This window comes from Serratia sp. PL17, assembly GCF_017832355.1.
Taxonomy (GTDB): Bacteria; Pseudomonadota; Gammaproteobacteria; order Enterobacterales; family Enterobacteriaceae; genus Serratia.
In genome coordinates this window covers 109,889-124,526 of the sequence record NZ_JAFIBY010000011.1, presented here as the reverse complement: position 1 = coordinate 124,526, position 14,638 = coordinate 109,889, and the positions used below count along the sequence as shown (strand labels likewise).

Here is a 14,638-nt window from a genome sequence, read left to right as displayed (position 1 = left end):
GGACACTGCCAGGCATCAATTAAGCCAAGAGGCCATCCGCAAGGATGGCCTTTTTGCTGTGTGCGAAAGAAAAAAATTACGCAGCTACGCTGCGCTTTTCAACCAATCCACGATGAAATCAGCAATACATTCTGGGTTATTGAGATCCAACAACCTAACCTTTTCAGTGATTAACCGATCGCTGGCAACGGCGATAACAAACTCATCCAACATATCCTCAAGTGGTCTGCCTATCTCTTCACGATAAAGAATGATCTTGCTGACAGGCTCATGTTTAAACCCCTCGACGAGAATGAGGTCGACCTTGGTGCGATCAAAACGACTGGCCAGATACTGAAGATCCAGGGGCGGCTGTTCTGGTGTTTCGGTCATTAATGCCCAACGGCGATCGCTGGCGACCAATGTTTGATTGGCACCGGCTTTGCGCAGTTCATAACTGTCTTTTCCTGGCGTATCCACATCCATATCATGATGCGTATGCTTTATCAGTCCGACACGGATTTCCCGCTGCTTTAATAAAGGAATCAATTGCTTAAGCAGTGTGGTTTTACCTGTTCCGCTGTAAGCGGCAATAGCCAGTAACGGGGGAAAAGAATTATTCATTGGTGAGTCCTTTTTCCTGCAGCCAACGCTGGCAATCTTCCTGAGTATTCAAATTATGGAATGCCGCTTGCTGGCCTTCGAAGGTTATTTTCCCTGCACCTACCGCATCCAGGAACAACATCAATTTGCGTTCTCCGCGTGCCAGATAAGCGGCTAAATGAGGTACCAGGCTGGTGTGCAGCAGTGCCAGGGTTGGATGTGCCCGCTCCCCATCGCTGGCATAGGCGGCCAAAGCCTGGCCCTTTTGCTGCCAGAGCTGTTCAACCAATGTCGTGGGAAAGTCGGGTACGTCGCAGGGTACAAAGGCGACCCACTCTGTCGTCGCGTGTTTTAGCCCTGCCAGCATGCCAGCTAGCGGCCCGGAAAAATCTGCTGTCAGATCGCTGATGACAGGCAGACCGCTTCCCCGATAGCGTGTCTGATTGCGATTGGCGCTAATTGCTATGTGGCCCACTTGCGGCCGTAGCCGAGAAAGTACGTATTGATATAGCGGTACACCGGCAACGTGAACCAGGCCTTTATCTTCCCCGCCCATACGTGTTGCGCGCCCACCGGCTAAAATAATGCCGGTAATATCCTCGTGCATAATTATTATTCCGAATTTATGGCTAACGCCCTGATTGTAGCGCTAAAGCCGGTATGGCATCAGGATTTACCTTTATTGACAAGCTGGTTCTTTCACTGCGTTGGTAAGCCTGCTACTTTGTGTGTTTATTCATTCTAATGGACGATATTGCGATGAAAACGCACCGCGTAAACGAGCTGATTGAGCTGTTACAGCCAGCTTGGCAGGAGGATCCGGATCTTAACTTGATTCAGTTTTTGCAAAAGCTGGCAAAGGAAGCCGGTTTTCAGGGCAGTCTGGACGAACTGAGTGATGATATTCTGATCTACCATCTGAAAATGCGCGGCAGCGCCGGCACTGAGCAGATCCCTGGCCTGAAGAAAGACTACGAAGAAGACTTTAAAACAGCATTACTGCGCGCCCGCGGCGTGATAAAGGATTAACATTCGTGCGGTACGGTGAACCCGTTGCTCGTGAAGCCTGTCATTAATGCTACTATTTCTCATTCCCGGCACAGTGATGTCACCAAAAGAAACCGAATGTTGTTATGAACAACTCTGCTTTTAATTTTCAGACCCTGTCGCCCGACCTGATTATGGACGCGCTGGAAGGGATTGGCCTGCGGGCCGACTCCGGGCTAACCGCACTCAATAGCTATGAGAACCGCGTCTATCAGTTTATGGATGAAGATCGTCAGCGCTATGTGGTGAAGTTTTACCGGCCCGAGCGCTGGAGCGCGAAGCAAATTGGTGAAGAACACCAGTTTGCCCAAGATCTTGCTCTGGCGGAGATCCCCGCAGTTGCTCCTTTGCTCCTGCAAGGGCAAACATTGCATACGCACAGCGGTTTCTTTTTTACTGTCTTTCCCAGTGTTGGGGGGCGGCAGTATGAGATTGATAATCTCGATCAGCTGGAGTGGGTGGGGCGTTTCCTTGGGCGTATTCATCAGGTGGGCAGTGAAAGCCTGTTTGTTGAGCGCCCGACAATGGGCATTGAAGAGTACCTGACTGCACCGCGTGAGGTACTTGCTGGTTGTGAACTGTTGCCGAAGGCACAGCGAGAAAGCTTTCTGAAAGCGGCCGATACGCTGATTGAAGCGATTAAACAGTGTTGGCATTTGGACTGGCAGCCGCGTCGTTTGCACGGTGATTGCCACCCAGGCAATATTCTGTGGCGTGATGGCCCGCTGTTTGTTGATCTTGATGACGCACGTAATGGCCCGGCTATACAGGATTTGTGGATGCTGCTGCACGGAGAACGTCGCGATCGCTTGATGCAGTTAGATGTTCTGCTGGAGGCTTACTCAGAGTTCGCCGAGTTTGATCAAAGTGAATTGGCGTTGATCGAGCCGCTGCGTGCGATGCGTATGCTGTACTACTTGGCATGGGTCGCTCGCCGCTGGCAAGATCCTGCATTCCCTAAAAGTTTTCCGTGGATGGCGGAGTCTGATTTCTGGTTATCTCAGACGACGGCATTCACCGAGCAGGTTAAGCTGTTGCAGGAACCCCCTCTGCAGCTGATGCCAATGTATTGAAGCTTTAACACAATGGAGAGTTTAGTCTTATGAAGAAAATATGGTTGGCACTCGTTGGCATGGTAATGGCATTTAGTGCCTCGGCTGCGCAGTTTAGCGATGGCACTCAGTACGTAACCCTGGATAAGCCAGTGACCGGTGAACCTCAGGTGCTGGAGTTCTTTTCCTTCTATTGCCCGCATTGCTATCAGTTTGAGCAGGTTTATCACGTTTCTGAAAATGTGAAAAAAGCACTGCCTGCGGGCACCAAAATGACCAAATACCACGTTGAGTTCCTGGGGCCGCTGGGCAAACAGCTGACTCAGGCATGGGCCGTTGCAATGGCGCTGGGCGTGGAAGATAAAGTCAGCCCGTTGATGTTTGAAGCGGTGCAGAAGACTCAAACTGTGCAAACCCCGGACGATATCCGCAATGTATTTGTGAAAGCAGGTGTGAGTGCGGCGGATTATGACGGAGCATTGAACAGCTTCGTAGTTAAATCCCTGGTGGTTCAACAGGAGAAAGCCGCAGAAGATCTGCAACTGCGTGGCGTCCCGGCTGTATTTGTTAACGGTAAATACATGGTTAAAAACGATGGTCTGGACACCAGTTCGATGGATGCTTACGTGAAGCAATTCGCCGACGTGGTTAAATACCTCAGCCAGCAGAAGTAACCGAGATTAAACGTTAAAAAGCCGGCTTAGCCGGCTTTTTTTTCTCTATTGCCGCTTCAATTTATCAAGCAGGCGATCTTTGTCCTGCCACAGGGTATTGAGCCAAAGTTGGAAACGTCGCTTGAACTGCTTGTCGTTGAAGTAATCCCCATGCAGGGTTTCATCGATTGGCAGCAGCTCAATTCTCACCACAATGCGTTTCAATCGACCGCATAACATATCCATAAACGGCCGCTCAGTATTATCCGGATAAAGTAGGGTGACGTTTAACACTTTATCGAACTGCTTACCTAATGCACTGAGTGTAAAAGCAATACCTGCGGCTTTAGGGGCCAGTAAATTGCGGTAGGGGGAATTGCTTTTAATTTTCTTGGCTTCAGTAAAACGCGAACCCTCTACAAAATTGACGATAGTGGTCGGACGTTTACGAAACTTCTCGCAAGAACGGCGTGTGGTTTCGATGTCATTGCCGCGCTTTTCAGGGTGCTTGAGTAAATAGCCACGCGAGTAGCGTTTCATGAATGGCATATCCAGCGCCCAGCAGGCCAGGCCGACAAAGGGTACCCAGGCTAGCTGTTGCTTAAGAAAGTATTTATTCATGGGAATATGGTTACGGAACAACACGCAGAGCACCACAATATCCGACCAGCTTTCGTGATTACTGATCAGCAGATACCAGTTTTTACGTTGCAGCCCTTCCAGCCCTTCAATATCCCAACGCAGTTGCCCGTTAATTCGCAATAGCAGTGCCAACCCTACACACCAGCACCACATCATAAAATCGGCAAAGGCTGAGATGCGTTTCCACACGGCAGGAAAGGGCACCAAGAGTTTAATGATGCCGGCCAGTGTGATTGGGATCGAACACAGTACGGTCACCAAAATGGCGAGCAGGGCAGAAAGTATAAAAATAACAGGGGATAACAATCTTGGCATGGTTATGGGCTGACGGTTGATGAGAACAGCGTTACATGCCGGTATGCATGAACAAAAAAATATTTTAACAGAAATTAAAGAGGGAAAGTGCCTGTTAACAGTAACTGTTTTGTCGCGGAAGAAATAGGCAGTTGCTGCGTTTTCGTGCAACCTTTTCATCTTGTGCTATGGTAATTGAGGCGCCAAATTTGATGAATAGTGCGATTAAAATTGAGTGCAAGTTATATCCACAAATCGTGTAAAAGTCGATAATCACTCCTAACGAAAATAGCGCCATTTAACGCAGTGATTTAAATAGGAATTTTATTTCCCATTATAACGATAAACGCATCGTTATAATTTATTGTCTTTTCTATGCACAAAGTTATCCACAGGTAGGATCTTGCGGATCGCTTCGCAGAATCACATGATTTTTATCCTTAATGCACGCTAAGGTTCGTCTCAGGCGGCCAGCTATGGCATTCTTACCGCTATGTCCGATCACGATAAAGATAAAGTAACGCTATGGCCCAGATTGCAGAAAACCCATTAATCCTGGTTGACGGTTCCTCGTACCTCTACCGCGCTTATCATGCCTTCCCTCCGCTGACTAACTCTGCGGGTGAACCGACCGGGGCAATGTACGGCGTGCTGAATATGCTGCGCAGCCTGCTGTTGCAGTATCAGCCAAGCCATGTTGCGGTGGTGTTTGATGCGAAAGGAAAAACTTTCCGCGATGAGCTCTTCGCAGAATATAAATCGCACCGGCCACCGATGCCGGACGATCTGCGCGCGCAAATTGAGCCGCTGCACAAAATGGTCAAGGCCATGGGGTTACCGCTGCTGGTCACGCCTGGCGTGGAAGCAGACGACGTGATAGGTACGCTGGCACAGCAAGCCGAAAAAGCGGGTCATGCGGTGCTGATCAGCACCGGTGATAAAGACATGGCGCAGCTGGTCACACCGAATGTCACCCTGATCAACACAATGAACAACACGATCCTCGGCCCACAGGAAGTGTGCGACAAGTATGGCATTCCTCCAGAGTTGATCATCGACTTCCTGGCGCTGATGGGGGATGCCTCGGATAACATACCTGGTGTGCCTGGTGTGGGCGAGAAAACGGCTCAGGGGCTGTTGCAGGGGCTTGGTGGGCTGGATGTGCTGTATGCCAATCTGGACAGTATTGCGACGCTCAGTTTCCGTGGCGCCAAGACGATGGCGGCCAAGCTGGAACAACACAAAGAGATGGCCTACCTCTCCTACAAGTTAGCGACCATCAAGACTGACGTCGAGCTGGATCTCACCTGCGCCGATCTCGAAGTGTCTTCGTTAGACGTAGACGCGTTGCAACAGTTGTTCAAACAGTACGAATTTAAACGCTGGCTGGCAGATGTTGAGGCCGGTATCTGGCTGGAAGGTAAAAAGGGGACTGGCGTGAAAGCCGCCAGTGCGCCAAAGGCCATTGCGGCAGTTGAAAAAGAGCCTGCCGAAGCGACGTTGTCGCAAGAGGGCTATGTCACCATTTTGGATGAAGACACGTTCGCCGAGTGGTTGGAAAAACTTAAAAAAGCCGACGTGTTTGCCTTTGATACTGAAACCGATGGCCTGGACACACTGACCGCAAATCTGATCGGCCTGTCGTTTGCTATTGCCCCGGGTGAAGCGGCTTATCTGCCCGTGGCGCATGACTATCTTGATGCGCCAGTGCAGTTGGACCGCGACCATGTGTTGGCCACTCTGAAGCCGTTACTGGAAGATGAGAAAGCGCTGAAAGTCGGGCAAAACCTGAAGTTTGATATGGGCCTGTTGGCACGTTATGACATCCGTCTGCGTGGTATTGCCTTCGACACCATGCTGGAATCCTACGTGCTGGACAGCGTGGGAGGCCGTCACGACATGGACAGCTTGTCCGATCGCTATCTTGGTCATAAAACTGTGACCTTCGAAGAGATTGCCGGTAAGGGTAAAAAACAACTTACCTTCAATCAAATCGCATTGGAGCAGGCGGCACCTTACGCTGCCGAAGATGCCGACGTCACGCTGCAGTTGCATTTGGCAATGTGGCCACAGTTGCAGGAAAGCGCCGAACTGTTGACGGTATTCAATGAGATAGAAATGCCGCTGTTGCCGGTGTTATCACATATAGAACGGACCGGGGTGCTGATTGATCAGAGTATTTTGGCTACGCATTCTATCGAACTGACCAAGCGCTTGGCTGAATTGGAGATTCAAGCCCATGAACTGGCGGAAGAGCCATTCAATCTGGCGTCGACCAAGCAGTTGCAGGCCATTTTGTACGAAAAACAAAAGCTGCCGGTATTGAAGAAAACCCCGGGTGGTGCGCCGTCGACCAACGAAGAAGTATTGGCGGAATTGGCACTGGATTACCCGTTACCGAAGGTGATTCTGGAATACCGTGGGTTGGCAAAACTGAAAACGACCTATACCGATAAATTGCCACTGATGATCAATCCGGTCAGTGGGCGCGTGCATACTTCCTATCATCAAGCGGTGACGGCGACAGGGCGGCTATCTTCCAGTGATCCGAACCTGCAGAATATTCCGGTGCGTAACGACGAAGGGCGCCGCATCCGTCAGGCATTTATTGCCCCAGAAGGTTACCGTATCGTTGCTGCCGACTATTCTCAGATTGAACTGCGCATTATGGCCCATTTGTCTCAGGATGAAGGGTTACTGAAGGCTTTTGCGGCTGGCGAGGACATCCACCGTGCCACCGCCGCAGAGGTGTTTGGCCTGCCACTCGACAAAGTGACTAACGAACAGCGCCGCAGTGCGAAGGCGATTAACTTTGGCCTGATTTATGGGATGAGCGCATTTGGTCTGGCGCGTCAGTTAGGGATCCCTCGTGGTGAAGCTCAGCGTTACATGGATCTCTACTTTGAGCGCTATCCAGGTGTACTGGACTACATGGAGCGTACTCGCCAACAGGCGGCCAGTCAGGGTTACGTCAGTACGCTGGATGGTCGCCGGCTGTATCTGCCAGACGTAAACTCCAGCAACGGCATGCGTCGTAAGGCGGCGGAGCGTGCGGCAATTAACGCCCCAATGCAGGGGACCGCCGCGGATATTATCAAACGCGCGATGATTGAAGTGGATGCCTGGTTGCAAGCCCAAGAGAAACCGCTGGTACGTATGATCATGCAGGTACACGATGAATTGGTGTTCGAGGTGCATGAGTCGGTGATTGAAGAATCCAGCCAGCATATTCGCGAGCTGATGGAAAATAGCATGATGCTGGCAGTGCCGCTGAAGGTGGACGTAGGCGTGGGTGCTAACTGGGATGAAGCCCACTGATCATGTTGAGGTTCGCCAGCCATATCCACCTTGGATCTGCTAACTGGCGATAACCTAAGCAGTTTTTGTAATTAAGCTACAAGATACGGCGATTGTTTCTCCAACCTCGCCGTTATTACGCGCTAAACTGTGTAAGTAAACTACAAAAAATTCTTTTGCACTGCGAAAAAATCATGTAAAGTTACTCGCGTAGGGTACAGAGGTAAGATGTTCTATCTTTCAGACCTTTTACTTCACGTAATCGGATTTGGCTGAATATTTAGCCGCCCCAGTCAGTATTGACTGGGGCGTTTTTTATTGTAAAAACAAAGTAAAACCATCGTTTTCTCTTATCTCCCTCACCCTATTCTGCTTCAACAAATCTTCTGTAATTGCCCGTTTTTCTTACTCTTCACATTAAATCGCTATAAGAATTTATGATGGCTTTTGGTCATAACTGTAATTAGATAACGAAAAATGCCTGAGCTCACAGGTTTTTGAGCATAAAAAAAGCCGATGTGTTTTCACATCGGCTATTGCGGTACCTGCGGTATTTTATTCGCCAGCGGTGTCGTCATCTTCTGGCAGCACTTCCGGTGGGATCTCGTTAAACCAGGTATTCAGTTTTTGGCTCAGCTTGTCGACGCCGATTTTTTTCGGTGAAGAGAAAGCTTCAACCTGGATATCGCCCATAAATGGCACGACGGCTTCACGTACCATATTGAGTTGTGCCTTACGCGCACCGGATGCCAACTTGTCTGCCTTGGTCAGCAGAACCAGTACCGGAGTGCCTACATCGACGGCCCACTGAATCATCTGCTGGTCGAGGTCTTTTAATGGGTGACGGATATCCATCAGCACCACCAGACCTTTCAGGCAGTTGCGCATTTGTAAGTATTCACCCAAAGCACGCTGCCATTTGCGTTTCATTTCTTCAGGCACTTCCGCGTAGCCGTAGCCGGGCAGGTCGACGAGGCGAATGCCTTCTTCAACCTCGAACAGGTTGATCAGCTGCGTACGTCCCGGCGTTTTACTGGTACGCGCCAGGCTTTTCTGGTTGGTCAGTGTATTTAACGCGCTGGATTTACCGGCGTTGGAACGGCCGGCGAACGCGACTTCAATACCTTCATCCCCCGGCAGGTGGCGAATATCGGGCGCACTGGTGACGAAATGGGTCACATGGTAATTGTAATTCTTGCTGGTCAAAATTTTTCGTCTCCGTGAGGATGGCTAACTGGTTGGCGATTATAACTGCATCAGCGGTAAAAATGGTGTGTTTCTCTGTTTTTAAGCGCCAAGCTAGCAGGGCATGGCTGTGGGGCCTGCTCACACGTGTGAGACATTCGCCATTCGAATAGTGGGTAATGTCGCTTTATTCGAAAGCTGTTTTTTTTATTTTAATTAAAAAACAAAAAGTTAATTATCTGCTGCATTCTTCGATATGCCAATTACACGGCAGATGCCTTGAGCGTAAGCGTTGATCGCGTAAAGTAGCTTTTAGCACAAGGCTGTGCCGGATTAAGGAACATCCAGGAAGGGTGATAAATCTCATGGAGAGCACGGGGCGTGCTGATGAGTACCAGGAAGAACACAGAAGGAATTGATCTGTTTGCATCTGAATATGCAAATAGCACAAGGATGGTGAAGTCACTGCAATTGGGATGCCAGCAGGAAGCACGCTCAGGATGAGCGAATGCGTACGGATTGCGCCATGGACGATTTTCCTTTCAGGATGAAGGATGTAGTGTGGCAGGGAATGCGGTTATAGCAAAAGGAAAGACCAGGATGTTGAGTGTGCGCAGGGATCGCGTAGCAGGAATATCCTTCGAAAGAAGGGGTAAATAGGCGGCGGGTTTAACCTGCCGCCTTTTTTCTTTGTTCGCTTTCTGCTAGATTCCGCCGCAATCGTATAGCATCTATCTCTATACTGAATCTACATACCTAAGAGCATACGCTATGAACCAGCCATCAAAAGCACCTCGCGCCCCACGCAGCAGCGCGGCGACGTCGAAAACCAAAAAGAAAAGCCGTGTGGAGCTCGATCAGGAAGCCCGTGAACGCAAGCGTGCAAAAAAACGCCGTGGTCTTGCTTCCGGTTCTCGCACCCAGGTTGAGTCCGCGAAGACGAAAAATAAAGCAGGGGCAGAAACCAAAGATCCGCGCATTGGCAGTAAAGTGCCGGTAGCGCTGGTGGTTGAAGCCCAGCCAAAAGCCAAACCGCAGGCAAAACCAAAAGCTGAAGTGAAACCTAAACCTCGTCTGTCGCCGGAAGAAGAACTGGCGAAGTTGGAAAATGATGAGCGTCTGGATGCACTGCTGGATCGCATTGATGACGGTGAGACGCTGAATGCTGAAGATCAGTCCTACGTTGATCAGACACTGGACCGTATCGATGCCCTGATGGAGCAGCTGGGTATTGAGTTGGGCGACGACGATGAAGAAGAAGAAGAAGAGAAGCGGGAAGATATCCTGAAACTGCTGAAAGGCGGTAACCCAAAAGACGTAATTTAACGCGTCATGTGGTTGATCCTGACAATAGCCCTACTCTTGATGTGTTATCTGCTGTGGTTATTCGGTAAACTATGGCGGCTGTCTAAACGTAAATCACGTTACCGCAGCGCTTCCGCGGCCAGACAGCGTAGACAACTGCCCATTTCCCGGCCCGGTAGGAAAAAATATCGGAAGGAGTGAGCATGTCAGAACAGGCAATTGTCTGGGATCTGGCCCTGATCCAGAAATATAACTATTCAGGGCCGCGTTACACCTCATACCCCACAGCGCTGGAGTTTAACCAGGACTACGACGAAGCGGCGTTTCAACGCGCCGCGGTGCGTTATCCTGAGCGCTCTCTGTCGCTGTATGTACATATCCCTTTCTGCCACAAGCTCTGCTATTTCTGTGGCTGTAATAAGCTGGTGACGCGTCAGACACACAAGGCGGATGAGTATCTGGCGGTGCTGGCACAGGAGATCGCCCAGCGCGCCCCCCTGTTTGCCGGGCGTAAGGTTGGCCAGTTACACTGGGGCGGCGGCACACCGACCTACCTAAGCAAAACGCAAATCAGCACGCTGGTAGCGCAGTTACGGCAACACTTTGATTTTCTCCCCGATCTTGAAATGTCGATCGAAGTCGATCCGCGTGAGATTGAGCTGGATGTGCTCGATCATTTACGCAGCGAGGGCTTTAACCGTCTGAGCATGGGTGTGCAGGACTTCAATAAAGACGTGCAGCGGTTGGTGAACCGCGAGCAGGATGAAGCCTTCATCTTTGCGCTGATTGCCCGCGCCAAAGCACTAGGCTTTAATTCCACCAATATCGATCTGATCTATGGATTGCCAAAGCAGACACCAGAGAGCTTTGCTTACACCTTGCAGCGGGTGGCAGAGCTAAATCCGGATCGTCTGAGCGTATTTAACTACGCTCATATGCCGAATTTATTCGCGGCCCAGCGCAAAATCAAAGACGTGGATTTGCCGACGGCACAGCAGAAACTGGATATCCTGCAACAGACCATCGCCTCCCTGACCGAATCGGGTTACCAGTTTATTGGCATGGACCACTTCGCACGCCCAGATGATGAACTGGCGGTGGCGCAACGTGAAGGAAAGCTGCACCGTAATTTCCAGGGGTATACCACCCAGGGCGACAGTGATCTCCTGGGGCTTGGGGTTTCGGCCATCAGCATGCTGGGTGACAGCTATGCGCAGAACCAGAAAGAGCTGAAAACCTATTACAGCCGCGTTGAAGCGCAGGGCAATGCACTGTGGCGCGGCCTGGCCATGACGGAAGACGATTGTTTGCGGCGTGAGGTGATCAAAACGTTGATTTGTAACTTTAAGCTGTACTACCTGGCAATAGAACAGCCGTTCGGCATCAGCTTCGCCAGCTATTTTGCTGAAGATTTGCAACTGCTGGCGCCGTTTGAACGTGACGGGTTGGTGGAACGCAACGAGCAGGGTATCCGTGTTACGCCACGTGGCCGGTTACTGATCCGCAATATCTGCATGTGCTTTGATATCTACCTGCGTCAGCAGGCGCGCACGCAGCAATTCTCTCGGGTTATTTGAGGAATAAAAAAACAGCCGCATTAGCGGCTGTTTTTTCGATTAACTATTTAACTCAAAAAATTAATCAGTGCTGCGCACAGCACCGCAGCCACGGCTGCCTGTGGCGTGTGGCTGGCAGCGGAGCCAAGCGCTGCACCTTGGGAAATGAATGCGACAAATGAGTCCAGCATCGAGAGCCTCCAGAGTGTGCGCTTCGATCATACTGCTGCCTTACTGGCTGTAAAGCCTGACATAGCGGTTTTTTTGTGCGCCAGATTGCGTTTTCTATAATCAATCACGCAAACTATTCCATTCCCAACTCTTTTAATTTACGTGTTAACGTATTGCGGCCCCATCCCAGCAAACGTGCGGCCTCCTGCTTATGCCCTTGGGTATGACGCAGTGCCGTGGTGAGCAGCGTGCGTTCCATTTCAGGCTGTGCTTCTGACAGCAAGTTTTGATGACCGGAGCGCAGTGCGCGGTCGGCCCACTGTGCCAGCAATGTGGCCCAGCTGTCTGGCAGACTCTGGCTGGTGGTTTCTGGCGCAGAGGTCTCAAACAACTCACTCGGCAGATCCTGAATCAGCACCTCTTGCCCGGCGGCCATCACGGTTAACCAGCGGCAGGTGTTCTCCAATTGACGCACGTTGCCTGGCCACGGCAGACGAGTCAGAGCCGTTTCGGTCTCTGGATGCAAATTTTTCGCCTCAACGCCCAGCTCTTTTGCTGCCACCTGCAGGAAGTAGCGCGCCAGGCGCGGAATGTCCTCACGGCGCTCACGCAATGGCGGCAGGTGTACACGTATCACATTGAGACGATGGAACAGATCCTCACGGAATTTGCCTTCTTGTACGCGTAATTCCAGGTTCTGGTGTGTCGCGGCGATGATACGAACGTCTACCTTAACCGGGGCATAACCGCCGACCCGATAGAATTGGCCATCTGCCAGAACCCGCAGCAAACGGGTTTGAACATCCAGCGGCATATCGCCGATTTCATCCAGGAACAAGGTTCCGCCGTCAGCCTGCTCAAAGCGGCCCTGACGGATCTGATTGGCACCGGTAAAGGCCCCCTTTTCGTGACCGAACAGTTCAGATTCGATCAGATCTTTGGGAATAGCGGCCATATTTAATGCGATAAAAGGCGATTTGACGCGCGGGCTGTGGCGGTGCAGAGCATGAGCCACCAGTTCTTTACCTGTGCCGGATTCACCGTTGATCAACACGCTGATCGACGAGCGTGATAGACGTCCGATAATACGGAACACATCCTGCATTGCCGGGGCTTCGCCGATAATATCCGCTACCGGATCGTTAGCCGGCTGGCTGCGCGCCGGCTGTTGTTGTTCCTGATAATGACTGATAGCACGTTCGACCAGTGCGACAGCTTCATCGATATCAAAAGGTTTTGGCAGGTAATCAAATGCCCCTTGTTGATATGCGCTGACAGCGGCGTCCAAATCCGAATGTGCCGTCATTATGATGACCGGAAGCATAGGGTGGCGCTGCTTTATCTGCTTGAGTAATGCAAGACCATCCATGCCGGGCATGCGGATGTCAGACAGCAACACGTCAGGTGTTTGCGTGGACAGGGCTTCCAACACCTCATTGCCACTCTCGAAGGTCACGCAGCTCACACCCGCCCCAGTGAGTGCGCGTTCAAGCACCCAGCGGATGGAGCTATCGTCATCGACGATCCAGACTATCCCTCGTTGCATAGAAAACCTCACTGACGAATAGGCAGGTACACCGAGAATTCGGTATGTCCTGGCCAACTGTTAAATTCAATTTTTCCGCAATGTTGATCAATAAGATTACGGGCGATGGATAAACCCAAGCCGGTTCCGCCTTCGCGGCCACTGACCATTGGGTAAAACAGCGTGTCTTGTAACTGCGCCGGCACGCCGGGGCCGTCATCCTCTATATCGATACGTGCTGCCAGCCGGTAACGACTGCCATGCAGGGTGATCTGGAACGCGGTGCGGGTACGCAGCGTGATGGTGCCGCCAGCCGGCCCCAGTGCCTGCAGAGCGTTACGGGTAATGTTCAGCAGAACCTGTTCGATTTGATCCGGATCGTGTGCCATTTCTGGCAGGCTGGGGTCGTAATCACGGAACAGCGTCACGTTATCGGGTTTCTCGAGAGCCACCAGTTGGCAAACGCGTTCTGCGACCTGATGAATACTTTGGGTAATGTGCTGGCCAGGCCGTTGTGGGCCCAGCAGGCGATCAACCAGGTTGCGCAGGCGGTCGGCCTGTTCAATGATGACCTTGGTGTATTCGGTCAGTGATGGATCAGGCAGCGCCTTGGCCAGCAACTGCGCCGCGCCCCGTAAACCACCCAATGGGTTTTTGATCTCGTGTGCCAGACCACGGACTAAATCACGCGCTGCAACTTGTTGTGCGTGCTGTAACTGTTCCTGACTCAGGCGGCGTTGGTTATCCATCGGCGCCAGCTCGACCAAGATGTAGCCTTCAGGCAGCGCCTGGGCGGTCAAAGAGAGGATGTGCGCACGCCCGTCAACCACCAGGGTCACTTCGTTATCGGTAAAGCCCTGACCGGCGTGCAGGCTCTCACGCATCAAATCGACGTTCAGTGAGAAGTAGCCGAGCAGATCGGGTAACGGCGTACCGAAAAGTTTACGGGAGCTCTGTGCCAGCAGTTGTTGTGCTGCCGGATTGGCGTAATGAACCGCCAGTGAGTCATCCAACAGCAGAATGCTGTTAATGAGCGAATTGAGGATCTGCCCTGCGTCGGGCAGCTTGCCAGTTGCCATATATGCCCTTCATCTTTCAAGACGCAGCGTTGTTGGCTGCTCTTACTCACACCAGTCACTTGGCAGACCAAGCTCCTGTCGGTTGGCTCGGTTGCCGCCTAGCTGCACCTTGAAATTCATTGGGCATAGCAGACGACTGCACCTTTTTAGTGCATTTATCCTACTCCATCCGTCATGTACGCGGTATGGAATAGTTTTGCAGAAAATATGGTGGAGAAAAAAACCCATCCGAAGATGGGCAGAAAGTTTC

At 51.3% G+C, this 14,638-nt stretch carries 13 protein-coding genes; 6 read left to right on the top strand and 7 right to left on the bottom strand.

Annotation, left to right across the window (positions count from 1 at the left end; all coding sequences use genetic code 11):
- Nucleotides 1-84: 84 nt before the first annotated feature.
- Both mobB and mobA read right to left on the bottom strand, forming a co-directional pair.
- A complete protein-coding gene (gene mobB / locus JOE25_RS24945) occupies nt 85-603 on the bottom strand; it encodes a molybdopterin-guanine dinucleotide biosynthesis protein MobB (protein ID WP_209640223.1) in 519 nt (172 codons plus the stop codon).
- Entirely contained in the window at nt 596-1,189 is a 594-nt protein-coding gene (mobA, locus tag JOE25_RS24940; RefSeq protein ID WP_209640218.1) for a molybdenum cofactor guanylyltransferase MobA, read from the bottom strand. The genes mobB and mobA overlap by 8 nt, the downstream gene beginning before the upstream one ends.
- 152 nt (nt 1,190-1,341) lie before the next feature.
- Here mobA and JOE25_RS24935 point away from each other — a divergent pair, with 152 nt between their 5' ends.
- From JOE25_RS24935 to dsbA, 3 genes are all read left to right on the top strand, one after another.
- Entirely contained in the window at nt 1,342-1,611 is a 270-nt protein-coding gene (locus JOE25_RS24935) for a YihD family protein (RefSeq protein ID WP_209640215.1), read from the top strand.
- 104 nt (nt 1,612-1,715) lie between these two features.
- Nucleotides 1,716-2,702, top strand: a complete 987-nt coding sequence (locus JOE25_RS24930) for a serine/threonine protein kinase (RefSeq protein WP_209640212.1) — start codon at nt 1,716-1,718, stop codon at nt 2,700-2,702.
- A 29-nt stretch (nt 2,703-2,731) separates the two neighbouring features.
- A complete protein-coding gene (gene dsbA / locus JOE25_RS24925) occupies nt 2,732-3,355 on the top strand; it encodes a thiol:disulfide interchange protein DsbA (RefSeq protein WP_037421819.1) in 624 nt (207 codons plus the stop codon).
- Nucleotides 3,356-3,400: 45 nt separating this feature from the next.
- Here the strand turns inward: dsbA and JOE25_RS24920 are convergent, their stop codons facing one another.
- The gene (locus tag JOE25_RS24920; RefSeq protein ID WP_209640209.1) at nt 3,401-4,291 is read right to left on the bottom strand and encodes an acyltransferase; all 891 of its coding nucleotides are present in this window, start codon (nt 4,289-4,291) and stop codon (nt 3,401-3,403) included.
- A gap of 504 nt (nt 4,292-4,795) precedes the next feature.
- On the opposite strand from JOE25_RS24920, the gene polA reads away from it, so the two are divergent.
- The gene (gene polA / locus JOE25_RS24915; RefSeq protein WP_209640206.1) at nt 4,796-7,588 is read left to right on the top strand and encodes a DNA polymerase I; all 2,793 of its coding nucleotides are present in this window, start codon (nt 4,796-4,798) and stop codon (nt 7,586-7,588) included.
- A 534-nt stretch (nt 7,589-8,122) separates the two neighbouring features.
- On the opposite strand, the gene yihA is transcribed toward polA, so the two are convergent.
- Entirely contained in the window at nt 8,123-8,773 is a 651-nt protein-coding gene (yihA, locus tag JOE25_RS24910) for a ribosome biogenesis GTP-binding protein YihA/YsxC (protein ID WP_209640203.1), read from the bottom strand.
- Between the two features lie 750 nt (nt 8,774-9,523).
- On the opposite strand from yihA, the gene yihI reads away from it, so the two are divergent.
- On the top strand, nt 9,524-10,078 hold the full coding sequence (gene yihI, locus JOE25_RS24905; protein ID WP_209640200.1) for a Der GTPase-activating protein YihI: 555 nt from the start codon (nt 9,524-9,526) through the stop codon (nt 10,076-10,078).
- Nucleotides 10,079-10,260: 182 nt separating this feature from the next.
- Nucleotides 10,261-11,634, top strand: coding sequence for an oxygen-independent coproporphyrinogen III oxidase (hemN, locus tag JOE25_RS24900; RefSeq protein WP_209640197.1), 1,374 nt, complete (start codon nt 10,261-10,263; stop codon nt 11,632-11,634).
- Between the two features lie 47 nt (nt 11,635-11,681).
- Here hemN and JOE25_RS24895 read toward each other — a convergent pair whose 3' ends face one another.
- From JOE25_RS24895 to glnL, 3 genes are all read right to left on the bottom strand, one after another.
- Nucleotides 11,682-11,804 (bottom strand): YshB family small membrane protein, encoded by a 123-nt coding sequence (locus JOE25_RS24895; RefSeq protein ID WP_209640194.1) that lies wholly within the window; start codon nt 11,802-11,804, stop codon nt 11,682-11,684.
- Between the two features lie 113 nt (nt 11,805-11,917).
- The gene (gene glnG, locus JOE25_RS24890; protein ID WP_209640191.1) at nt 11,918-13,330 is read right to left on the bottom strand and encodes a nitrogen regulation protein NR(I); all 1,413 of its coding nucleotides are present in this window, start codon (nt 13,328-13,330) and stop codon (nt 11,918-11,920) included.
- An 8-nt stretch (nt 13,331-13,338) separates the two neighbouring features.
- Nucleotides 13,339-14,388 carry a nitrogen regulation protein NR(II) gene (gene glnL / locus JOE25_RS24885; protein WP_209640188.1) on the bottom strand — a complete coding sequence of 350 codons (1,050 nt, stop codon included), beginning with the start codon at nt 14,386-14,388 and terminating at the stop codon, nt 13,339-13,341.
- Nucleotides 14,389-14,638: the final 250 nt, after the last annotated feature.

Bases quoted from the DNA above. Each gene is read 5' to 3' on its own strand.
- mobB (WP_209640223.1), bottom strand. From the start codon at position 603: ATGAATAATTCTTTTCCCCCGTTACTGGCTATTGCCGCTTACAGCGGA.
- mobA (WP_209640218.1), bottom strand. From the start codon at position 1,189: ATGCACGAGGATATTACCGGCATTATTTTAGCCGGTGGGCGCGCAACA.
- JOE25_RS24935 (WP_209640215.1), top strand. From the start codon at position 1,342: ATGAAAACGCACCGCGTAAACGAGCTGATTGAGCTGTTACAGCCAGCT.
- JOE25_RS24930 (WP_209640212.1), top strand. From the start codon at position 1,716: ATGAACAACTCTGCTTTTAATTTTCAGACCCTGTCGCCCGACCTGATT.
- dsbA (WP_037421819.1), top strand. From the start codon at position 2,732: ATGAAGAAAATATGGTTGGCACTCGTTGGCATGGTAATGGCATTTAGT.
- JOE25_RS24920 (WP_209640209.1), bottom strand. From the start codon at position 4,291: ATGCCAAGATTGTTATCCCCTGTTATTTTTATACTTTCTGCCCTGCTC.
- polA (WP_209640206.1), top strand. From the start codon at position 4,796: ATGGCCCAGATTGCAGAAAACCCATTAATCCTGGTTGACGGTTCCTCG.
- yihI (WP_209640200.1), top strand. From the start codon at position 9,524: ATGAACCAGCCATCAAAAGCACCTCGCGCCCCACGCAGCAGCGCGGCG.
- hemN (WP_209640197.1), top strand. From the start codon at position 10,261: ATGTCAGAACAGGCAATTGTCTGGGATCTGGCCCTGATCCAGAAATAT.
- JOE25_RS24895 (WP_209640194.1), bottom strand. From the start codon at position 11,804: ATGCTGGACTCATTTGTCGCATTCATTTCCCAAGGTGCAGCGCTTGGC.
- glnG (WP_209640191.1), bottom strand. From the start codon at position 13,330: ATGCAACGAGGGATAGTCTGGATCGTCGATGACGATAGCTCCATCCGC.
- glnL (WP_209640188.1), bottom strand. From the start codon at position 14,388: ATGGCAACTGGCAAGCTGCCCGACGCAGGGCAGATCCTCAATTCGCTC.